Here is a 21,416-nt window from a genome sequence, read left to right on the forward strand (position 1 = left end):
GCCTCGTCAGTCGTCGATGCGGTGCGTCTCCTCGTGCTCGGCGATCGCCGCGCCCGCGCGCTTCGCGAGCGCACGATCGAATGCGAGCGCGACTCCCGCGCCGATGGCCACGCCGACGGCGCCGAGCCCGAGCAGCAGGAACCCGAACACCTGCCCTCGGTCGAACTGCTCGTTCTCGGGGAAGGCGAAGGTCAGCACGAGCGCGACGAGCACGCCGACGATGCCGCCCAGCAGCATGAAGTTCGCATAGCGCGGCGCGCGGCGGACCTTCACGGCCTCGTCGTCGACCGCGGTCTCGAGCACGGGCTCGTCGAAGACCGGCTCCTGCAGGATCGGATCGGTCGGCTCCCCCGTCTCGACCGGATCCTGGGGGTCGACCGGATCCCGGGGGTCGACGGGCTCGGGGGGATTCGGGGCGGTGCTCACGCATCCATTGTCCCCCACTACGACGGAGGGGCCACCCGATCGGGCGACCCCTCCGTGTTCCGAACCGAGCGGATGCCCCGCGCTACGCGCCCGCGGACGCCCGACGGCGTCGGAGCAGCAGCGCCACCGCGGCGAGCAGGATCGCGACGAGGACGATCGCGCCGAGCAACCGGGCGATCCACGAGGCATCCGCGGCCACCTCGTCGGCGGCGTCGGCGCCGGTCTTCGCGAGCGGCTTCGCGCTCGAGTCATCCGACTCCGCCGCGGTCGCCGCCGGCGCGCAGTCCTCGGCGAAGGCCGCCTCGAGGTCGAGTGCGTCGAGCTCCTCGCCCGCGAGGTAGGTGCCGAACACGGCCGCGCCGTCCGCGGTCAGCGTCGCGGGGACGTCGCGGAGCACGACGGCGTCATCGGTCGCGGTGTCACCGGCCGGCGCGGGCAGCGCGAGCTCGGCGAACGGCACCGCCTGGCGCGTCACCGCCTCTCCCGACTGGGTCGTCCCGGCGACGTCGAGCAGCAGGGTCGCCGTGCCGTCGCCGTCGAGCTCGATCCGCGGGTTCGCGATCGTGGTGTCGAGCGCGCCGTCGTGGCCCGTGAACCGCACCGAGCCGGTGAAGGCGAGCACGCCGCGGGCGGTGCCCGGGTCGAGCGATCCGGTGCCGCCCGCGAAGCCGAAGGCGCCGTCCGCCTCGGTCGCGCCGTCGGCGAGGGTCCACTCGCCGTTCGCGATGCCGCTCGTGAGGTAGCTCAGGAAGCTCTCCTTGAAGCCCCACTCGAGCGAGGCCGAGGTCGCCTCGCAGCGGTACTGCGCCGGCCACGCGACCGATGGGGCGGCCTGCTGGTCGACGATCGCGGCCGTCGAGACGACGGCCGCCGACGTCGTCGCCGTGCTGCCGGCGGGAGCCGCGGCCGGCGAGCCGATCACGACGGTGAGGGGGTCGAGCGCCCGGCCGGCCGAGTAGTACCCGCCGAACGTGCTCGCTCCGGCGGCCGTGAGCGTGACCGGGGCATCCGCGAACCGGGTCGCGCCATCGACCGTCGACCGGGTCGCGCGAGCGAGGTCGACCGTCGCGAAGTCGACGCGCGTGCCGATCGCGGTGAGCACGAGCATGGCGCTCGAGGGCCCCGTGACCCGGAGGGTCGGGTTCGCGAACGTCAGGTCGAGCGTTCCGCCGTGCCCCGTGAAGCGCACCGCGCCGCCGAAGTCGGCCGTGCCCGTCGTCGCGGCGGCGTCGAACGCGCCGCCGGTCTGACCGAACTGCAGGAGCGCCCCGTCGCGGGTGGCGCCCCCGGAGACCGAGATCGCGCCCTGCGCGATGGAGCCGAGGATGTACCCGCGGAAGTCCGCGCTGAGGCCCCACACGAGCGAGCCGCCGGCGGCGGGCGCGGGCGCCGGGGCCGTGCCGGGCGCCGTCGGGGTCTCCGGCACGGTGGGAGTCTCGGGCTCGGACGGGGGCTCGGGCTCGGTGGGCGTCTCGGCGAAGGCGATCGGGATGGCGAGCTCGTTCGCGGCCTGCACCACACCACCCGCGCCGAGGGAGAACACCGACAGCGTCGCACCCGGACGCGACTTCGCATCCAGCGCCGCCTTCGTGACCGTGATCGTCCACTCGACGTTCGCCGTGCCGTCCGCGTTCACCGTCCACTTCGTCGGCGCGACCGTGTTCGCCGCATCCGCGACCCACGTGTTCACCGCGTTCGACCGCGCCGACGATGGAGCGCCTTCCGACGCCTTCCACGCCTGGTCCAACCAGCCGACCTGCAGGTAGAAGCCCGCCTCACCCGGCGTGTACTTCGACGCGAACCCCGTCGCGTAGTTCCTGGCCGTGATCGTCAACGTCGCACCCGCCGGGTCCAGGCCCGCCGTCTTCGACACCGACAACGACGGCGTCTCGGCGAAGGCGATCGGGATGGCGAGCTCGTTCGCGGCCTGCACCACACCACCCGCGCCGAGGGAGAACACCGACAGCGTCGCACCCGGACGCGACTTCGCATCCAGCGCCGCCTTCGTGACCGTGATCGTCCACTCGACGTTCGCCGTGCCGTCCGCGTTCACCGTCCACTTCGTCGGCGCGACCGTGTTCGCCGCATCCGCGACCCACGTGTTCACCGCGTTCGACCGCGCCGACGATGGAGCGCCTTCCGACGCCTTCCACGCCTGGTCCAACCAGCCGACCTGCAGGTAGAAGCCCGCCTCACCCGGCGTGTACTTCGACGCGAACCCCGTCGCGTAGTTCCTGGCCGTGATCGTCAACGTCGCACCCGCCGGGTCCAGGCCCGCCGTCTTCGACACCGACAACGACGGCGTCGGGACCACGGGAGGATCGGTCGGCCCGGTCGGCCCGGTCGGCCCGGTCGGCCCGGTCGGCTCGGTCGGCTCGGTCGGCTCGGTCGGCTCGGTCGGCTCGGTCGGCTCGGTCGGCTCCGTCGGGGCGGCCGCGTAGACCACCGTGGTCTTCGTGTCCTGCGTCCGGTCGGCGAAGGCACCCTTGCCGTGGGCCTTCGACGTGAACACCGCGAGGTCGCCGCCCGGGGCCGGCACCGTCAGCTCGACCCGGAACGAGCCGTCGGCGGCGAGTGGGGCGCGTGACGCGGTCGACTCGAGGCCCGCGGCGATCCAGACGGTCGACTCGGCGGTGATGCCCGCGGAGTAGAAGCCGGCCGCGCCGGCCGGTCCGATGCCCACGTACACGCCGTCGGCGTCGGACGTGAATCCGGTGCCCTCGACGGTGACCGCGCCGCCTGCGGCGGGCGCGAGCGAGACCGTGACGCTCGGCGCGTCGGCGGCTGCGGCGGGCGTCGTGGCGACGACGCCGCCGCCGCCGATGGCGACGAGCGCGGCGGCGACGGCGGCGATCCAACGGCGTGCGCGCACGGCGGGCGCGGGTGGGCGAGCGTCGCTGCGCTCTGGAGACGGTGTCGTCACGACATGGTCCTTCTGGGCAGGGTGCGTCACGGCTTCGCAGGCGGTCGCGACGTCACGGGGATGGGTGAGCAGTTAGGTTAGGCTCAGCTAAGTAACCTACGAAGGCCCGGCCGTCGGTGTCAACTTTGAGGTTAGGCTAACCTAATTTCCATGCGCTTCCCCCGCCCCCCGATCCGGCGCGCCCTCGCCCCGCTCGCCGCCGCCGTCGCCGTGATCGCGGTCCTCGCCGGCTGCAGCAGCGGGGCCTCGAACGCCGCACCGGCACTCGGCCCGACCGCCGAGCAGGCCTGCCCCGGCTCGGAGATCCCCTTCGCGGACGTGACCTTCACCGAGGACCCGCGCGCCGTCGAGGGCCCGGCGACCGCGTGCCTCGCCGATGCCGACCTGCCGATCGTCGAGTCCGACGAAACACCCGCACTGCCGACCACGGTCACCGATGCGGCGGGCGAGCAGGTCACCGTCGCGGATGCCTCGCGCATCCTCGCCCTCGACATCTCTGGCACGCTCGCCGCGACCGTCTTCGGCCTCGGGCTCGGCGACCGCGTCGTCGGGCGAGACGGGTCGACCGGATTCGCCGAGGCATCCGACCTCCCCGTGGTCACGCAGGACGGCCACTCGCTCTCGGCCGAGGCGATCCTCGCGCTCGATCCGTCCGTCGTGCTCACCGACACGACGCTCGGCCCGCGCGACGCGCTCGAGCAGCTCCGCGACGCCGGGATCCCGGTCGTCGTCACGACCTCGGAACGGCGGGTCGACAACGTCGACCAGGTCATCGCCGAGGTCGCCGAGGCGCTCGGCGTCCCCGAGCGCGGACGCCTGCTCGCCGAGCGGGTGGGCGACGACCTCGACGCCGTGCTCGCGCGCATCGCCGCCAGCGTCCCGGCCGATCCGGCCGACCGGCCGCGCGCGATCTTCCTCTACGTGCGCGGCAGCGCGAACGTCTACTACCTCTTCGGCGAGGAATCCGGTGCCGACTCCCTCATCGAGGCGATCGGCGCCTTCGACGTCGCGGGCGAGATCGGCTGGGAGGGCATGCGCCCGGTCACCGCGGAGGCGATCGCGGCCGCGCACCCCGACCTCGTACTCCTGATGACCGGCGGGCTCGAGTCGGTCGGCGGCATCGACGGCCTGCTCGAGCAGGTCCCCGCCCTGGCGAGCACCCCGGCGGGCGAACACCGACGCTTCGTCGATATGGCCGACACCGAGATCCTCGGCTTCGGTCCGCGGACCCCCGCGGTCGTCGAGGCGCTCGCGCGCGCCATCCACGCCCCGGGGGCCGGCTCGTCCGCGGCGGAGGCGACCGATGGCTGAGTCCGCAAGCCTGGTGCACCCAGCCACTGCGGGCACCCCGGATGCCCCGCACGGCGCCGCCCGCGATGCATCCATCGCCGGCCGCCCGCGCTCGCCGCGCGGGCGCACCGCCCTGCTGCTCGCCGCGCTCGGCGTCGTGCTCGTCGCCGCGGTCGTCGCTTCGGCGACGGCCGGCCAGCTCGCGATCCCGCCGCGGGACGTGCTGGCCTCCTTCCTGCGCGCGCTCGGACTGAGCGACGCGCCGGAGTCGGTGCCGAACGCGGACGCGGCCCTGTGGACCATCCGCTTCCCGCGCATCGCGCTCGGCCTCCTGGTCGGCGCCGCGCTCGCGGTCGCGGGCGCGGTCATGCAGTCCGTGTTCTCGAACCCCCTCGCCGAGCCGGGCGTCGTCGGCGTCTCGGCGGGTGCGGCGCTCGGCGCGGCGCTGGCGATCGTGCTCGGCCTCACGACCGTGGGCGACTGGACGGTCGCGGTGTTCGCGTTCGGCGCGGGCATCGCGACCACCGCCGTCGTCTACCTGGCGAGCCGCGCATCGGGTCGCACCGAGGTCGTGACACTCGTGCTCACGGGCATCGCGGTCAACGCGTTCGCGGGCGGCGCGCTCGCGCTGCTCATGTTCCTCGGCGACCAGGGCTCGCGCGAGGAGATCGTGTTCTGGCAGCTCGGCTCGCTGAACGGTGCGCGGTGGCCGGAGGTGGGCGTCGCGCTGCCGCTCGTCGTCGCCGGCGGCGCGGTGTCCTTCGTGCTCGCGCGCCGACTCGACCTCTTCTCGCTCGGCGAGCGCGGCGCGCGCCACCTCGGCGTCGACGTCGAGCGCACGCGCGTGATCGCGATCGTCGCGGTCGCGGTGCTGACCTGCGCGGCGGTCGCGTTCGCGGGCATCATCAGCTTCGTCGGGCTCATCGTGCCGCACCTCATGCGCATGGTGATCGGCCCCGCGCATCGCGGCCTGCTCGCCGCGAGCGCGCTCGGCGGAGCCCTGCTGCTCGTCGTCGCCGACCTGGTCGCACGCACCGCCGTGCCGATGGCCGACCTGCCGATCGGCGTGCTCACCGCGCTCGTGGGCGGGCCGTTCTTCTTCTGGCTCCTCCGACGCACGCGCCGCCGCGCGGGAGGCTGGGGATGAGCGGGGTGTCGCTGCGGGCCGAGGGGATCCGGGTCGTGGTCGACGGCACGGAGCTCCTCTCCTCGGTCGACCTCTCGGCTGCACCGGGGCGCGTGCACGCCCTCATCGGGCCGAACGGCGCGGGCAAGTCGACGCTGCTCGCGGTCCTCGCGGGCGATCGCGTGCCGACGGCCGGCCGCGTCCTCCTCGACGGCCGGCCGATCACCGGCCTCGCGCTCGGGGAGCTCGCCCGCGCCCGGGCGGTGCTGACGCAGGAGCACGCGGTCGCCTTCCCGTTCCCGTCGCGCGAGATCGTCGCGATGGGACGGCATCCATGGGCCCCGACCACGGCGGCCGACGAGGACGAACGGGCGATCGCCGAGGCGATGACGCAGACGGATGTCTCGCACCTGGCCGAACGCACCGTGCCGTCGCTGTCCGGCGGCGAGCGCGCGCGCGTCGCGCTCGCTCGCGTCCTGGCGCAGCGCACGCCAGTGCTGCTCCTGGACGAGCCGACCGCCGCACTCGACCTCCGCCACCAGGAGGACGTGCTGCGCCTCGCGCGTGCGCGCGCCGCGGCGGGCGGCACCGTGGTCGTCGTGCTCCACGACCTGAACCTCGCCGCCGCGTACGCCGACGACCTCACGCTCCTGCGCGGCGGAGGCGTGCACGCGACCGGCGCACCGGCCGACGTGCTCACCGCGGAGGCGATCGCCGAGGTCTACCGCCAGGACGTCGAGGTGCTCCCGCACCCGCGCACGGGCGTACCGCTCGTGCTCCCGGTCCGGTAGCCGGCTCAGACGACCGGCAGGAGTCCGTCGAGGTCGGCCCGCTGCCCGGAGGCGGAGACGCGGCCGCCCGCGCGGCCCTCGTCCCACGCCAGCGACCCGGTCGCGAGCGCGAGCCAGGTCGCGGCATCCGTCTCGACCACGTTGGGTGGCGTGCCGCGCGTGTGCCGCGGCCCCTCGATGCACTGCACCGCCGCGAACGGCGGCACGCGCACCTCGACGGTGCCGCCGGGCGCGCGCTCGGCGAGCACCTGCAGCGTCCACCGCACCGCGAGCGCGAGCGTCGGCCGGTCGACGGATGCCCCGGTCGCCTCGGCCGCGTTCCACGCCGCCACGGCGGCCCGCCCCTCGCCGTCGTCGATCCTCGTGCGCGCCATGCCTCCATCCTCGCGCGTCGGGAGCCCGACGCCGGCCCCCCGGCCGCGGTCGCGGGCCCGCGAACGCCGATGCCGGCCGGATCGGCGGACCACCGCGCCCGCACGGCCGCGCGTTCGCAGAAGGTAGCCTTGAGCGGTGCGAATCCTCGTCATCGGCTCCGGCGCGCGCGAGCACGCCATCATCCTCCGCCTCCTCGACGAGGAGGCCGGGCATGAGATCCTCGCGGCCCCCGGCAACGCCGGCATCGCGTCGTCGCCGACGTCGGCGTCCCGCGGCACGGTCTCGACCGTCGGCCTGGACCAGACCGACGGGCGGGTGATCCGCGACTTCGCCGTCGACAACCAGGTCGACCTCGTCGTGATCGGCCCCGAGGCCCCGCTCGTCGCGGGCGTCGCCGACGCGGTGCGTGCGCGCGGCATCCCCGTGTTCGGCCCCGACCGCGCGGCCGCGCAGCTCGAGGGCTCGAAGGCCTTCGCGAAGCGGATCATGGAGGCAGCCGGCGTCCCGACCGGTCGCGCGGTGCGCGCGACCACGGCCGACGAGGTCGCCCGCACGCTCGACGAGTTCGGTGCGCCCTACGTGGTGAAGGCGGACGGCCTCGCCGCGGGCAAGGGCGTGCTCGTCACGGGCGACCGCGGCGCGGCGATCGAGCACGCCGACTTCTACCTGCAGCAGGGCTCGGTGCTCATCGAGGAGTTCCTCGACGGGCAGGAGGTCTCGCTGTTCTTCCTCTCCGACGGCACCGACGTCGTGCCGCTGTCCCCCGCGCAGGACTTCAAGCGCCTGCGCGACGGCGACGAGGGCCCGAACACCGGCGGCATGGGCGCCTACTCGCCGCTGCCCTGGCTGCCCGACGCGGTCGACGGCCGCGGCGGCACCTTCGGCAGCGAGCGCGCGTTCGTCGACGAGGTCCTCGAGACCATCGCCCGCCCGACCGTGCGGCAGCTCGCGGCCGAGGGCACGCCGTTCGTCGGCCTCCTCTACGCCGGGCTCATCCTGACCAGCCGGGGCATCCGCGTCATCGAGTTCAACGCCCGGTTCGGCGACCCCGAGACGCAGGTCGTGCTCCCGCGCCTGCGGACGCCGCTGTCCGTCCTCCTGCTCGCGGCCGCGACCGGCGGGCTCGCCGCCGCGCCGCGCCCCGAGTTCTCGGCGGACGCCGCGGTCACGGTCGTGCTCGCGAGCGAGGGCTACCCGGAGTCGCCGATCACCGGCCGACGACTCGACGGGCTCGCCGAGGCCGCGGCCGTCCCGGGCGTCCGGCTCGTGCACGCCGCGACCGCGGTCGCCGGCTCCGGCGACGAGGCGTACCTCGCCGCGACCGGCGGCCGCGTGCTCAACGTGGTGGCCCTCGGGCACGACTTCGCCGAGGCCCGCCGCCAGGCGTACGCGGGCCTCGAGCGTATCCGCCTCGAGGGCGGCCAGTACCGCACCGACATCGCGGCGCGCGTCGCCGGCTGATCGGGCCGGGGGTCCGTCGGCGTGACGCGACGGGATCGCCGGGCACGGGGCATCCGCCTCACCGCACCGCATCCGAAGGGAAGACGAACGAGATGAACACGACCGAGGCCGGATCGCTCGACGGCTGGATGCACGTCTACTCCGGCAAGGTGCGCGACCTGTACGTGCCCGAATCGACGCCCGTCGACGACGATTCGTGGACGAGCAGCCCGCTCGACCGCGCGCCCGTCGTGCTCGTGGTCGCGAGCGACCGCGTGAGCGCGTTCGACCAGGTGCTGACGCCCGCGATCCCCGGCAAGGGCGCCATGCTCACGGGGCTCACGCGCTGGTGGTTCGGCCAGCTCCAGACGATCCCGAACCACCTCGCCTACGCCGAGGACGACCGCTTCGACGTGCCGCCGGTACCCGCCGAGGTCGCCGACCGCGCGACCCTGTGCCGCACGCTCGACATGTTCCCGATCGAGTGCGTCGTGCGCGGCTACCTCACGGGCAGCGGGTACCAGGAGTACGTGGCGACGGGCGCCGTCGGCGGGCTCGCGCTGCCGCCCGGCCTGCAGAACGGCGACCGCCTGCCCGAGCCGATCTACACGCCCGCGTGGAAGGCGCCGGCGGGCCAGCACGACGAGAACATCTCGTACGAGCGCACGGTCGAGCTCGTCGGCGAGACGGTCGCCGCGCAGCTGCGCGAACTGTCGCTCGACGTGTTCCGTCGCGCGTCGGAGATCGCCGAGGCGCGCGGGCTGATCCTCGCGGACACGAAGTTCGAGTTCGGCGCCGACCGGGAGACCGGGATCGTGACGCTCGCCGACGAGGTGCTCACGAGCGACTCGAGCCGGTACTGGGACCTGGAGCAGTACGCGACCGCCGAGACGCCCGCGCTGCGGATGGCGAGCTTCGACAAGCAGATCGTGCGCGACTGGCTCGCGGCGAACTGGGACCAGGCCCACGTCGAGTACCCGCCGACGCTGCCGCACGAGATCGTCGCGCAGACCGCGGCGCGCTATCGCGAGCTGCTGGAGCGCCTGACCGGCCGCGCCTAGGTTCGCGTTCGAAGCACGCGTCGGCATTCGAAGCATCCCGTGGATTGCTTCGGCTGCCACAGGTTGCTTCGAATCGGGCGTCGCGGGAATGCCGGACGTCGCGCACCGGTTTTACTTGCCATGGCAACTGATTTGACGGCACACGGACGCGCCGACTCGACGCCCGCGCACGACCTGCTGGCGGCCGACACCGGCATGGGCGCCGTCACGCTGCGCGTGGCGGACCTCGACGGCATGATCCGCTACTACCGGGACGGCGTGACGCTCGAGCTGCTCAGCCACGACGGCCCGGTCGCGGTGCTGGGCCGCGGCGCGACGCCGGTCGTCGTCCTCGTGCACGCGCCCGAGCTCCGGCACGCCTCCCCGCGCGACGCCGGGCTGTACCACACGGCGATCCTGTTCGACTCGCGCGCGGCGCTCGCGACGGCGCTGCGCTCGGTCGCGAGCCGGTACCCCGGCACGTTCACGGGCAGCGCCGACCACCTCGTGAGCGAGGCCTTCTACTTCACGGACCCCGAGGGCAACGGCGTCGAGCTCTACTTCGACCGCGATCGCACGACGTGGAGCTGGGTGCACGGACGCGTCGAGATGGCCGCGATCTTCCTCGACCCGAACGGCTACCTCCGCGAGCACCTCACCGAGGAGGGCGCGAACGCGGCGGCCGGCGGGGTCGGGCTCGGCGAAGCGGTGGTCGGCCACGTGCACCTGTCGGTCGGCGACATCGGGAGCGCGCGCGAGTTCTACGTGCGCCGGCTCGGCTTCGAGACGACCGCCGAGTTCGGCCCGCAGGCGCTGTTCGTCTCCGCGGGCGGCTACCACCACCACATGGCCATGAACACGTGGGGCAGCGCGGGGGCCGGGCGCCGGCGGCTCGCACTCGGGCTCGGGAAGGTCGAGATCGTGGTCCCGACGGCCGACGACCTCGGCGAGCTCGGCGAGCGGATGCGTCGTTACGACGTCGCGACGCGCGACGACGGCCGGAGCCTGGCGTTCGACGACCCGTGGGCGAACCTCGTCGAGGTGCGCGCGGCCGGCTGAGCGCGGCGGCCGCGCGGGAACGCCGCCGCGGGACGCCCTCGCGGGACGCCCACGCCGATCACTCGGCGGCGGGAGCCCCCTCGGTGCCGCGACGGTGCACGACCTCGTGGAACTCGCCGAAGGCGAGGCCGGGGCCGGGCAACGGCTCGAGGTCCGGGCGGGCGCGGAGCCCGTCGAGGACGATCGCGAGCTGGCGGCGCCAGAACGGCATCGCCTCGGCGCCGTACTGGCCGAAGGCCCCGAGCAGGTCGACGAGCATCGCGAGGTCGACGACCGTGACATCCGTCCGCAGCGAGCCCTCGGACTTCGCGCGATCCAGCACGGACTCGAGCGTCGCCTCGAACTCGAGGCCGGGTCGGTGCTCGGGATCGGCCTGCGCGACCCGGCGCATCAGCGCGGAGAGGTACGGCGTCTCGGCGACCCACTCGCCGAGGCGGGTGAGGTAGCGGACGATGCCGTCCCAGCCCGTGGGCGCGCCCACGACCTCGGGCTCCAGGTCGTGGAACATGCGGATGGCGTCGTCGTAGACCTCGCGCAGCAGGTCGGTGCGGGACGGGAAGTGACGGTACACGGTGCCGGCGCCGACGCCGGCGCGGGCGGCCAACTCGTCCAAGGGCGCGTCGATGCCCCGCTCCGCGAAGAGCTTCTTCGCCTCCGCGAGGAGTCGTTCGTGATTGCGCCGCGCATCGCGCCGCGTGGACGTTGCCGAACCCATCCAAGAAAGCCTAGCGTTTCGCGCTGGGAACGATAGGATACGGATGACGCGTTCCGATTCCCTGAGACGAACGCGGGTGCCCTATCGGGGAACAGGGCACGCATCGGGTGTTCGTCCGGTGGGGGCCGGACGGGCACCCGATCTGCGTCCGCCGCCTGACGGCCGACTCGCAGTGCCGCCGCAGGCCGGAACCGCACGACCGCGCGACCGGCGCTCTAGGCTGGGTTCGTGGGCGAGGGCGTGCAGGGGAACACCCGGGACATCGAGGCATCGGTCGTCACGGACTTCGCCGACCGGATGAGCTACGGCGGCTACCTCGACCTGGACACGCTGCTGCGGGCGCAGCGCCCGATCTCCGACCCGGTGCACCACGACGAGCTGCTGTTCATCATCCAGCACCAGACCACCGAGCTCTGGCTGAAGCTCGTGCTGCACGAACTCCGCGCCGCGTGCGACCTGCTGGCCGCCGACGAACTCGCGCCGGCCCTGAAGTCGCTTGCCCGCGTGAAGCACATCCTGAAGACCCTCACCGAGCAGTGGTCGGTGCTCGCGACCCTGACGCCGTCCGAGTACGCCGAGTTCCGCGGCGTGCTCGGGAGCGCGAGCGGGTTCCAGTCGTACCAGTACCGCGCAGTCGAGTTCGTGCTCGGCAACAAGCATCCGGGCATGCTCCAGGTGTTCGACGCCGACCCGACCGCCGCCGCGATCGTGCGCGAGGCGCTCGAGCGACCGAGCCTCTACGACGAGTTCCTGCGCCTGCTGGCGCGCACGGGCTACCCGATCCCGCAGCACGTGCTCGACCGCGACGTCACGACGGCCTGGGTGTTCGAGCCCGAGCTCGTGCCGGTCTTCGCGAGCATCTACGCCGACACCGACACGCACTGGGCGGCCTACGAGACGTGCGAGGAGCTCGTCGACCTCGAGGACGACTTCCAGCTCTGGCGGTTCCGCCACCTGCGGACGGTCGGTCGCATCATCGGCTCGAAGAGCGGAACGGGCGGCTCGAGCGGGTCCGCGTTCCTCAAGCGCGCGCTCGACCTCACGTTCTTCCCCGAGCTGTTCGCGGTCCGGACGGAGCTGCCGGGATGACCGGCGCCCCCGACCTCGGCCCGCTCGCGGTCCCCGCGAGACGGTCGCTGAACGGCGACCACACCGGCGAGGTCGGCACCATGCTGCCGCCGTTCGTCGACCACCACGTCCACCTCATGCTGGTCGGCGTCGACGCGCTCGCCGGCTCGCCGATCGCGGCGGTCGTCGACCTCGGTTCGCCGCTCGCAGTGCTGGCCGAGACGCGCGCGGAGCGCGTCCCCCGCGTGGACGGCGCCGGGCAGTTCCTCACCGCGGTCGGCGGGTACCCGACGAATCGCCCCTGGGCGCCCGCGTCCAGCATCCGCGAGATCCCGGCCGAGGCATCCGGTCGCCGCGCGCACCTCTCCGCCCCCGCGGAGGTCGCGGTGTCCGAGCTGCACGCGTTCGGGGCATCCGTCGTCAAGGTCGCCCTCAACGCGGACGCCGGGCCGGTCTTCGACCGGTCGACGCTCGACGCGATCGTCCACGCGGCGCACGCGCGCGGGCTGCCGGTCGTCGCGCACGTCGAGGGCGAGGGGATGACCCGCCTCGCGTCCGAGGCCGGCGTGGACGCGCTCGCGCACGTCCCGTTCACCGAGCGCGTCGACGACGACCTGATCGCCGAGTCCGTCGCGAGCGGCCGGCGCTGGATCTCCACGCTCTTTGTGCAGGGCCACGGCACTCCGAGCGCCGACCACGACCGCGCGCTCGACAACCTCGCGCGGTTCCACGCCGCCGGCGGGCGGGTCCTCTACGGCACCGACCTCGGCAACGGCGACCAGCCGCTCGGCGTGAACGCGGGCGAGCTCGCCGCGCTGCAGGCGGCCGGCCTCGGGGCATCCGAGCTGCTCGACGCGCTGGCCGACCCGTGGCCGCGGGCCGACCGCGTGCCCGGCGTCGCGACGTTCGTCCCCGGGCCGCCGCCCGAGGAGGACGCCGACCTGCCCGCCTGGCTCGCCCGGGCGGTGCTGCTCGCCGCAGAGGACCTGGAGCCCTTCGACGCATGACCCTCGACGCACGCCTCGCCTACGCCCGACGCATGGACCGTGCCGACGGGCTCGCGCACCACCGGAAGCGGTTCCAGGGCGCCGACGGCGACGTCGTCTACTTCGACGGGAACTCGCTCGGCCGGCCGCCGGTCTCCGCGATCGAGCGCATGCAGCGCTTCATGGCGCACGACTGGGGCGGGCGACTGATCCGCGGCTGGGACGAGGCGTGGCTGCAGCTGCCGACCGAGATCGGCGACCGCATCGGCCGGTCCGTCATCGGGGCCACGGCCGGGCAGACCGTCATCGGAGACTCCACGACGGTCCTGCTGTACAAGCTCGCGCGCGCGGCCGTCGACGCGCAGCTCGCACGCGACCCCCGCCGGCGCGAGATCGTGGTCGACACCGACAACTTCCCCACCGACCGGTACGTGCTCGAGGGCATCGCGGCCGAGCGCTCGATGCGGCTGCGCTGGATCCGGACCGACCCGACGGGCGGCGTCACGTCGGAGCAGCTCGCCGCGGCCGCCGGGCCCGACACCGCGCTCGTCGTCGTCTCGCACGTCGCGTACCGCAGCGCCTACCTCGCCGACGCCGTCGAGCTCACGCGCATCGCGCACGACGCGGGCGCGCTGATCCTCTGGGACCTGTGCCACTCGGCCGGGTCGGTGCCCGTGCGGGCGGACCTGTGGGGCTTCGACCTCGCGGTCGGCTGCACGTACAAGTACCTGAACGGCGGCCCGGGGTCGCCCGCCTTCGCGTACGTGCGGGAGGACCTGCACGACGTGCTGCGCCAGCCGATCCAGGGCTGGTTCGGCACCGACGACCAGTTCGAGATGGGGCCCGCGTACCGCCCGGTGCGGGGCATCCGCCGGTTCCTGTCCGGGACCTCGCCGATTCTCGCGATGCTCCCGATGGAGGAGACGCTCGACATGATCGAGGACGCCGGGATGGACGCGATCCGCGCGAAGTCGATCGCGCTCACGACGTTCGCGATCGAGCTCGCCGAGGAATGGCTCGCGCCGCTCGGCGTGCGCCTCGCGTCGCCCGCCGACCCGGACGAGCGCGGCGGCCACGTCACGCTGCACCACGACGCGATGCGCGAGGTGACCGCGCGGCTCTGGCAGCGCGACGTGATCCCCGACTATCGCGACCCGGGCGGGTTGCGCATCGGCCTCTCGCCGCTCTCGACGAGCTTCGAGGAGGTGCACCGCGGGTTGGATGCCACGCGCACGTGCCTGCGCGAGGTGCTCGCCGAACGCGCCGGGCTGGGCTGACGCGCGTCGCGCCGGCCAGACGCAGTGCTGTCGCGGTAGCTCCTCGTCGGGACCGTGCCGACTACGCGTCGGGGCCGTCGAGACGCTTGTCGTCGGCGTGCCGCGCGAGCCCTCGGGCGTACCGCTCGGTGAGCTGGACCATGAGGTCCGGGGTGTCGCGGTCGACGCCGAAGACGTAGCCGGGGAAGTCGAGCTCGCGCTGCGCCTCCCAGATCGCCTCGTGCTCGTGCGGCGGCAGGATGCTCAGCGGGTCGCCGACCGCGACCCAGCCGATCGGCACGGTCGTCCCGGCGGGCAGGCGCGTGCGCAGGTGCACGATCGCGTTGATGCGCACCTCGCTGCGGTCGCCGATCACCGCGCCGTTGAAGATGCGCACGCCCGTGGCGAGGAACACCTCGTCGCCGATCGTCGCGCCCGACACGCTCGCCATCGGGCCGACGAGCGTGTGGTCGCCGATGTGCACCGAATTCACCGACGTCGCGCGGACGAGCGCGTTCTCCATGACGATGACGTGCTCGCCGATGACGATCGGGCCGCCCTCCGCGGAGAGCACGGCGCCGTGCAGCACCTGGCTCCCCGCGCCGATCGAGACGTCGCCCGAGACCACGGCGGTCGGCGCGACGACGGCGTCCGGGTGGATGCGGGGCCCGGCCCCGAGATGCTCGAACCGCATGCGTGGAGCGTAGACCGCGCGGCGCGGTCGGGGCGAGGGCGGATTCCGGGGAGAGCGGTGGATGCCCCGGCGGCGCGGCGGCCGGCGGGGCATCCCCTGTTCGATCAGGCGTCGGCGGCGGCTCTCGCGCGCTGGGCCGCGGCCGGGGAACCGGGCTCCGGGGCATCCAGGTCACGGCCATCCGCGACCGGGGCATCCGCTCGCACCTCGGGCGCGCCCCACGCGACCGTGACCTTGGGCCGCGCGAACCAGAGCGCGACGACCGCCGCGACGAGGAATCCGGCGACCGAGAGCCACACCGACTGCGACATGGCGCGCGCGAAGCCGTCGAGCACCTGGTCGGGCATGGCGCCCGCGCCGGCCTGCGCCATGCCGGCGCCGGACGCGTCGATGCCGGGCAGTTCGGCGGCGATCCGCGCGGTGATCAGCGCCGTGATGGCCGCACTGCCGAGCACCGAGCCCACCTGGCGGGTCATGTTGTAGACGCCCGACCCGGCTCCGGCCTGCTGCGGCGGCAGGTTGCGGTTCGCCGTCGAGGCCAGCGGCGCCCAGACGCCGCCCATGCCGAGACCGAGGAACGCGGCTGGGATCAGCACCCACGCGACCGGGATGTCCGGGTTCACGAGCAGCGCGATCGTGCCGAGCGACGCGGCGATGATCACGAGGCCGGTGGCCGCGATCCACTTCGGGTTGACGCGGTCGGTGAGGCGCCCGGCGAGCGGCGACGCGATGCCCGTGACGACCGCCATGGGCGAGAGCAGGAGCGCCGCGACCGTCGGCGAGAGCCCGAGTCCGAGCTGCGCGTAGAACGTGAGCGGCAGCGACATCGCGACGACGCCGAACCCGACGAACGCGATCGCGATGTTCGCGAGCGAGAAGTTGCGGTCGCGGAACAGGCTGAGCGGCAGCAGCGGCTCGGCGGGGTTGAACCGCTGCCAGACCACGAAGGCGACGAGCACGAGGATGCCGGTGATGATGAGGCCCCACACCGTGATCGGCCCGGTGATCGTGCCCCAGTCGTAGGTCTCGCCCTCCTGGATGCCGAACACGAGGAGGAACATGCCGACCCCGCTCAGCACCACGCCGAGCCAGTCGAACCGGTGCGCATGCGTCTCGAGGTCTGGGACCAGGCGCCAGGCGAGGATGAGGCCGACGATGCCGACGGGCACGTTGACGATGAAGATCCACTGCCAGCCGAGCGTGTCGACGAGCACGCCGCCGAGGATCGGGCCGATGAGCGTCGCGACGCCCGAGGTCGCGCCCCACAGTCCCATCGCCGCCCCGCGCTGGGTCGGCGGGAAGATGCGCGTGATCACGGCCATGGTCTGCGGCGTCATGAGCGCCGCGCCGAGGCCCTGCACGACGCGCGCGATGATCAGCAGGGTGATGGTGCCGCTCAGTCCGCAGCCGAGCGATGCGGCGGTGAACAGGAACAGGCCGACGAGGTAGACGCGCTTCGGACCGAAGCGGTCGCCGAGCCGGCCGGTGATCAGGAGCGGCACCGCGTACGCGAGGAGGTACGCGCTCGTCACCCAGAGCACCTCGGTGATGCCGGCGTCGAAGTGCTCGAGGATGGCGGGGTTCGCGACCGACACGATGGTCGTGTCGACGAGGATCATGAAGAAGCCGATGACCAGCGCCCAGAGGGCGGGCCAGGGCTTGCGTTCGGTCTGCATGGGCGAGGTCCGTTCGGTCTGCGGGATGCGGGGATCGGTGGATGCGGCACGGCCCGCGCGGCGGGTCGCGACCGGTCGGTCGGAGTCGGTGGGGTCGGTGGGAGTCGGTGCGGTCGGTGGAGTCGGGACGCGTCAGTGGGTAGGGCCGGCACCGGGCTCGCCGGGGTCCGGCCAGTCGATGCGGCCCTCGCGGAGGTCGTCGAGCAGGGCGACGAGCCAGGCGTCCTCGGCGCCGAGCATGGCCTGCCAGTAGTGGACGTTGAGGACGTACCGGCGGGGCACGCCGCGCTCGGCGATCCGGCCGAGCGACTCGTCGACGAACGCGCGGAGTTCGCCGAGCGACGCACGCCGCGCCTGGAGGAGGGCGACGATCTCCTCGCGCGGGAGGTTGTGCGCCTCGCCGATGCCGAGCGGGAAGCGCGGGTACTCGTTCTCGTAGGTGCGGATGAGATCGGCGATGCCGGCATGCAGCGCCTCGCGGCCCGCGTCCGTGATCGCGTACACGGTGCGCTCCGGCCGATTGCCCGAGCGTTCGACGCCGACGGTCGTGATCAGGCCGTCCTGTTCGAGGCGCTCGACGGCGCGGTAGAGGCTGCCGGCGGTGACCTTGACGACGCGGTCCTCGCGACGCGCGAGCATGAGTTGGTACATCTCGTACGGATGCATCTCGCCCTCGGCGAGCACCGCGAGCGCGGCGAGCGCGACCTGGGTGAGCGACTGCGGGGCGGTCATGGGGGTCCGTTCGTCCGGCCCGGGCGAGCGCCCGGCGCGTGGCGTCGTGGGGATCGGAACGATTATTCCGCTCGGAATACTACGTACGGAACGATGCTCGCCGCAAGTCCGCCTCGCGAACGCGCAGGCCGGGCCGCCGCGGCGGATAGAATCGAGGAGTTCCCACAACTTCCGACACCGGACGGAGATCCACGGTGCCCAAGATCGTCGTCGACGTGATGCCCAAGGCCGAACTGCTCGACCCGCAGGGGAAGGCCGTCGCCGGCGCCCTCGCCCGTATCGGCAGGTCCGGGATCAACGGCGTCCGCGTCGGCAAGCGCTTCGAGATCACGGTCGACGGACCGATCGACGACGCGCTCAAGGCCGAGGTCCAGCAGATCGCCGACGAGATCCTCTCGAACTCGGTCATCGAGGACGTGGTGGCGATCCACTACGAGCAGTCGAACGCCGAACTCGCCGAGGTCGCCGCCGCGAGCGGCGAGACCGCGCACGAGGGCTTCGACGCCCCCGCGGGCGAGACCCACTGAGGCCCGCCATGCGCATCGGCGTCATCACCTTCCCCGGCTCGCTCGACGACCGCGACGCGCAGCGCGCCGTCCGCCTCGCGGGCGCCGAGCCGGTCGCGCTCTGGCACGGCTCGCACGACCTCGAGGGCGTCGACGCGCTCATCCTGCCGGGCGGCTTCAGCTACGGCGACTACCTGCGCTGCGGCGCGATCGCCTCGCTCTCGCCGATCATGACCGAGGTCATCGACGCCGCGAACCAGGGCCTGCCCGTGCTCGGCATCTGCAACGGCTTCCAGATGCTGGTCGAGGCGCACCTGCTCGAGGGCGGGCTCATCCGCAACGACCACGGCGCGTTCATCTGCCGCGACCAGGTGCTCCGCATCGAGAACGCGTCGACCGACTGGACCAACGGCTACGAGGTCGGCCAGGAGATCACCATCCCGCTGAAGAACGGCGAGGGCGGCTTCATCGCGTCCGAGGAGACGCTCGACCGCCTCGAGGGCGAGGGCCGCGTGGTCTTCCGCTACGTCGACGTGAACCCGAACGGGTCGCTCCGCGACATCGCGGGCATCTCGAACGCGCGCGGCAACGTCGTCGGCCTCATGCCGCACCCCGAGCACGCGGTCGAGCCCGGGTTCGGTCCCGACACCGCCGCGGCCATGCGGTCGGGCGTCGACGGGCTCACCTTCTTCACGAGCGTCATCCGCCGCTCGCTCGTCGAGGCGTAGGCCGCACGGCGGCGCTTAGGCCGCACGGCGCGGCCGCCGCGTCTGCCGCGTCGCTCCCCGACCTGGCTCAGTCCCAGAGCGTCGGGACGTCGGATGCCTCGGCCCGCGGCGCCTCCGCGCGCCGCGCGAAGTCCGGTCCCTGCCGGGTCGACGGCGGGGCGACGGGGGCCCGCGGCGCCTCGACGGGACGCGTGTCGCTCGCGGCATCGAGCCCCGCGCGCTCCGCGGCCACGAGCGTCGCCTCCATCGCGAAGCGCGTGCTCTCGACCTGGTCGGGGGTCGCGCCGTGCGCGGTGCGGAGTTCGAGCGCGGCCGCGAAGTCGGCGAGCGCCTCCGAGAACTCGCCCTGGTCGAACCGGACCTTGCCGCGGTGCTGGCGTCCGATCGCCTCGAGCAGGTACCAGTCGTGCGCGTGCGCCTCCTCGATGCACGCGGAGAGTTCGCCCGCCGCGGCGTCGAGGTCGCCGTTCGCCTGCAGGACGGTGGCGCGGAGCATCCTCGGCCGCTGGATGTCCCGCCGCTCCCCCGTGAACCGCGCGAGCCGCAGGGCCTGGTTGGCCTGGTCGAGCGCCTCGGCGGTCCGGCCGGTCACCTTGTAGAGCCACGCCCGCTCGCAGAGCGCGTCGCGGCTGCGGAGCTGCCCGAGCTCGGCGAGCCGCACCGCGACCGCGTCGGGATCGACGCGCTCGCGGAGAGTGTCGGGGTCGTAGCCTGCGATGAGAGTCATCGCGGCCATGCTAAACACCGGCTCAGCCGGTTTCGGGATGCCCCGCCGGGGAGTCGCATCCCGCGTGCGTCGCGGCGCCATCCCGCGGCGCCATCCCGCCGCGCCATCCCGCGCGCCATCCCGCCGCGCCATCCCGCCGCGCAATCTCGCGGCGCCATCCCGCCGCGCCATCCCGCCGCGCCATCCCGCCGCGCCATCGCGCCGCGCCATCACCCGCGCGGACGCAAATAGTCGCTCCCCGGTAGCGAGAGCGACCATTCGCGTCCGCGCGGCGAAGGATGCACGGCGAGGCGAGGCGAGGCGCGAGGCAACGCCCCGCGCCACGCCCCTGGCTGGACTAGGCCGCGGCCTCGTCGTCGGTCGCGGCGACCGCGTGCGCCGCGCGGAGCGAGGCGCCGAGACCCGAGTCGACGCTCGTCCAGTACTGGAAGAACCGCTCGCGGATGTCGTCGACCGTGATCGCGTCCGCCTGGCCCGCGAGGGTCTCGAGGAAGCGGGCCTTCGCGTCGGCCGTGAACACCTCGCGGTACAGCGTGCCGGCCTGGCCGAAGTCGCTGTCGTCGGCGTGCAGGGTCGCGGCGGCGCGGACGAGGTCGCCGTCCTGCTCCCACGAGCCCTCGGCCGCGCGAGCCGGGTCGGCGTGCGGGCCGCCGAAGCTGTTCGGCGCGTACACCGGCGTCGTCGGCGCGTTGAAGTGGTGGCGCTGCGCGCCGTCCTGCGAGTAGTTGTGGACGGGCGCGGCGTGCGGCGCGTTCACCGGGAGCTGGTTGTAGTTCGTGCCGACCCGGTAGCGCTGCGCGTCGGGGTAGCTGAACACGCGCGCCATCAGCATCTTGTCGGGGCTGATGTCGGTGCCCGGCACCTGGTTCGCGGGCGAGAAGGCGGCCTGCTCGATCTCGGCGAAGTGGTTCTGCGGGTTGCGGTTCAGGGTGAAGTGGCCGACCGGGATCAGCGGGTAGTCGGCGTGCGGCCAGACCTTCGTGAGGTCGAACGGGTTGAAGCGGTAGGTCTTCGCCTCGTCGTACGGCATGACCTGGACCTTGACGTCCCACGTCGGGAAGTCGCCGCGCTCGATCGCCTCGTACAGGTCGCGACGGTAGAAGTCGGCGTCGGCGCCCGCGATCGCCGCGGCCTCGTCGGCCTCGATCGTCTCGACGCCCTGGCGCGCGATGAAGTGGTACTTCACCCAGAACCGCTCGCCCTCGGCGTTGATCCACTGGTAGGTGTGCGAGCCGTAGCCGTTGACGTGGCGCCACGACTTCGGGAGGCCGCGATCGCCGAGCAGGTAGGTCACCTGATGGGCCGACTCGGGCGAGAGGGTCCAGAAGTCCCACTGCATGTCGGCGTCGCGCAGGCCCGAGCCCGGCAGGCGCTTCTGCGAGTGGATGAAGTCGGGGAACTTGATCGCATCGCGGATGAAGAACACCGGGGTGTTGTTGCCGACGATGTCGAGGTTGCCCTCGGTCGTGTAGAACTTCAGCGCGAAGCCGCGCACGTCGCGCCACGTGTCGGGCGAACCCAGCTCGCCGGCGACCGAGGAGAAGCGCAGCAGGGTCTCGCTCGTCGCGCCGGGCTGGAACACCGCGGCACGCGTGTAGGCCGAGACATCCTCGGTGATGACGAACTCGCCGAACGCGCCGCCGCCCTTCGCGTGGACGATCCGCTCCGGGATGCGCTCGCGGTTGAACTGCGCGAGCTTCTCGACGAGGTAGCGGTCGTGGAGCACGGTGGCGCCGTCGGCGCCGACGGTGAGGGAGTGCGCGTCGCTCGCGACCGGGGTGCCGGTCTGCGTCGTCGTGAAGTCGGTCATTCGTCCTCTTCCTTCGTGGTGGGGTGGCGTGCGGGCACGCCGATCACC

General features: G+C 73.4%; 19 protein-coding genes and 1 pseudogene. 11 read left to right on the forward strand and 9 right to left on the reverse strand.

Going from position 1 to position 21,416, the window contains the following annotated elements; genetic code table 11:
- Positions 1 to 6: 6 nt before the first annotated feature.
- Together ACDF64_RS02940 and ACDF64_RS02945 are read right to left on the reverse strand one after the other, a co-directional pair.
- A complete protein-coding gene (locus ACDF64_RS02940) occupies positions 7 to 426 on the reverse strand; it encodes a hypothetical protein (RefSeq protein WP_394553317.1) in 420 nt (139 codons plus the stop codon).
- An 82-nt stretch (positions 427 to 508) separates the two neighbouring features.
- Positions 509 to 3,298 carry an HtaA domain-containing protein gene (locus ACDF64_RS02945; protein ID WP_394553318.1) on the reverse strand — a complete coding sequence of 930 codons (2,790 nt, stop codon included), beginning with the start codon at positions 3,296 to 3,298 and terminating at the stop codon, positions 509 to 511.
- A 201-nt stretch (positions 3,299 to 3,499) separates the two neighbouring features.
- On the opposite strand from ACDF64_RS02945, the gene ACDF64_RS02950 reads away from it, so the two are divergent.
- The 3 genes from ACDF64_RS02950 to ACDF64_RS02960 are packed head-to-tail and all read left to right on the forward strand — an operon-like array spanning position 3,500 to position 6,556.
- Positions 3,500 to 4,660 carry a hemin ABC transporter substrate-binding protein gene (locus tag ACDF64_RS02950; protein ID WP_394553319.1) on the forward strand — a complete coding sequence of 387 codons (1,161 nt, stop codon included), beginning with the start codon at positions 3,500 to 3,502 and terminating at the stop codon, positions 4,658 to 4,660.
- Entirely contained in the window at positions 4,653 to 5,786 is a 1,134-nt protein-coding gene (locus ACDF64_RS02955) for a FecCD family ABC transporter permease (protein WP_394553321.1), read from the forward strand. Before ACDF64_RS02950 ends, ACDF64_RS02955 begins: the two co-directional genes overlap by 8 nt.
- Entirely contained in the window at positions 5,783 to 6,556 is a 774-nt protein-coding gene (locus ACDF64_RS02960; RefSeq protein WP_394553322.1) for a heme ABC transporter ATP-binding protein, read from the forward strand. Before ACDF64_RS02955 ends, ACDF64_RS02960 begins: the two co-directional genes overlap by 4 nt.
- Before the next feature lie 5 nt (positions 6,557 to 6,561).
- Here ACDF64_RS02960 and ACDF64_RS02965 read toward each other — a convergent pair whose 3' ends face one another.
- A complete protein-coding gene (locus tag ACDF64_RS02965) occupies positions 6,562 to 6,930 on the reverse strand; it encodes a sterol carrier family protein (protein ID WP_394553323.1) in 369 nt (122 codons plus the stop codon).
- Between the two features lie 136 nt (positions 6,931 to 7,066).
- Here ACDF64_RS02965 and purD point away from each other — a divergent pair, with 136 nt between their 5' ends.
- The 3 genes from purD (at position 7,067) to ACDF64_RS02980 (ending at position 10,470) form a co-directional block, all read left to right on the forward strand.
- Positions 7,067 to 8,392 (forward strand): phosphoribosylamine--glycine ligase, encoded by a 1,326-nt coding sequence (purD, locus tag ACDF64_RS02970; RefSeq protein ID WP_394553324.1) that lies wholly within the window; start codon positions 7,067 to 7,069, stop codon positions 8,390 to 8,392.
- Positions 8,393 to 8,484: 92 nt separating this feature from the next.
- Positions 8,485 to 9,432 carry a phosphoribosylaminoimidazolesuccinocarboxamide synthase gene (locus tag ACDF64_RS02975; RefSeq protein WP_394553325.1) on the forward strand — a complete coding sequence of 316 codons (948 nt, stop codon included), beginning with the start codon at positions 8,485 to 8,487 and terminating at the stop codon, positions 9,430 to 9,432.
- A gap of 120 nt (positions 9,433 to 9,552) precedes the next feature.
- Entirely contained in the window at positions 9,553 to 10,470 is a 918-nt protein-coding gene (locus ACDF64_RS02980; protein ID WP_394553326.1) for a VOC family protein, read from the forward strand.
- A 58-nt stretch (positions 10,471 to 10,528) separates the two neighbouring features.
- Here the strand turns inward: ACDF64_RS02980 and ACDF64_RS02985 are convergent, their stop codons facing one another.
- A complete protein-coding gene (locus ACDF64_RS02985; RefSeq protein WP_394553327.1) occupies positions 10,529 to 11,185 on the reverse strand; it encodes a TetR/AcrR family transcriptional regulator in 657 nt (218 codons plus the stop codon).
- A gap of 228 nt (positions 11,186 to 11,413) precedes the next feature.
- Here ACDF64_RS02985 and ACDF64_RS02990 point away from each other — a divergent pair, with 228 nt between their 5' ends.
- The 3 genes from ACDF64_RS02990 to ACDF64_RS03000 are packed head-to-tail and all read left to right on the forward strand — an operon-like array spanning position 11,414 to position 14,516.
- Complete coding sequence (locus tag ACDF64_RS02990; protein WP_394553328.1) at positions 11,414 to 12,274, forward strand: tryptophan 2,3-dioxygenase; 861 nt, start codon at positions 11,414 to 11,416, stop codon at positions 12,272 to 12,274.
- Entirely contained in the window at positions 12,271 to 13,260 is a 990-nt protein-coding gene (locus ACDF64_RS02995) for a hypothetical protein (protein WP_394553329.1), read from the forward strand. The genes ACDF64_RS02990 and ACDF64_RS02995 overlap by 4 nt, the downstream gene beginning before the upstream one ends.
- Positions 13,257 to 14,516: a kynureninase gene (locus ACDF64_RS03000; RefSeq protein WP_394553330.1), complete on the forward strand. Its 1,260-nt coding sequence runs from the start codon at positions 13,257 to 13,259 to the stop codon at positions 14,514 to 14,516. Before ACDF64_RS02995 ends, ACDF64_RS03000 begins: the two co-directional genes overlap by 4 nt.
- Before the next feature lie 61 nt (positions 14,517 to 14,577).
- Here ACDF64_RS03000 and ACDF64_RS03005 read toward each other — a convergent pair whose 3' ends face one another.
- The 3 genes from ACDF64_RS03005 to ACDF64_RS03015 form a co-directional block, all read right to left on the reverse strand.
- Positions 14,578 to 15,189: a gamma carbonic anhydrase family protein gene (locus tag ACDF64_RS03005; protein WP_394553331.1), complete on the reverse strand. Its 612-nt coding sequence runs from the start codon at positions 15,187 to 15,189 to the stop codon at positions 14,578 to 14,580.
- Between the two features lie 104 nt (positions 15,190 to 15,293).
- The gene (locus tag ACDF64_RS03010; protein WP_394553332.1) at positions 15,294 to 16,865 is read right to left on the reverse strand and encodes a DHA2 family efflux MFS transporter permease subunit; all 1,572 of its coding nucleotides are present in this window, start codon (positions 16,863 to 16,865) and stop codon (positions 15,294 to 15,296) included.
- A 132-nt stretch (positions 16,866 to 16,997) separates the two neighbouring features.
- Positions 16,998 to 17,597, reverse strand: coding sequence for a PadR family transcriptional regulator (locus ACDF64_RS03015; protein WP_394553333.1), 600 nt, complete (start codon positions 17,595 to 17,597; stop codon positions 16,998 to 17,000).
- Positions 17,598 to 17,791: 194 nt separating this feature from the next.
- Between ACDF64_RS03015 and purS the strand changes: the two are divergent.
- Positions 17,792 to 18,025, forward strand: a pseudogene (purS, locus tag ACDF64_RS03020) (phosphoribosylformylglycinamidine synthase subunit PurS); the annotation flags it as partial.
- Positions 18,026 to 18,132: 107 nt separating this feature from the next.
- A complete protein-coding gene (gene purQ, locus ACDF64_RS03025; RefSeq protein ID WP_394553334.1) occupies positions 18,133 to 18,831 on the forward strand; it encodes a phosphoribosylformylglycinamidine synthase subunit PurQ in 699 nt (232 codons plus the stop codon).
- A 67-nt stretch (positions 18,832 to 18,898) separates the two neighbouring features.
- Here purQ and ACDF64_RS03030 read toward each other — a convergent pair whose 3' ends face one another.
- Positions 18,899 to 19,558 (reverse strand): hypothetical protein, encoded by a 660-nt coding sequence (locus ACDF64_RS03030; RefSeq protein ID WP_394553335.1) that lies wholly within the window; start codon positions 19,556 to 19,558, stop codon positions 18,899 to 18,901.
- A 337-nt stretch (positions 19,559 to 19,895) separates the two neighbouring features.
- Entirely contained in the window at positions 19,896 to 21,368 is a 1,473-nt protein-coding gene (locus tag ACDF64_RS03035; RefSeq protein WP_394553336.1) for a catalase, read from the reverse strand.
- Between the last annotated feature and the right edge of the window lie 48 nt (positions 21,369 to 21,416).

It is taken from the genome of Agromyces sp. MMS24-JH15 (assembly GCF_043518605.1).
Classification (GTDB): Bacteria; Actinomycetota; Actinomycetes; order Actinomycetales; family Microbacteriaceae; genus Agromyces.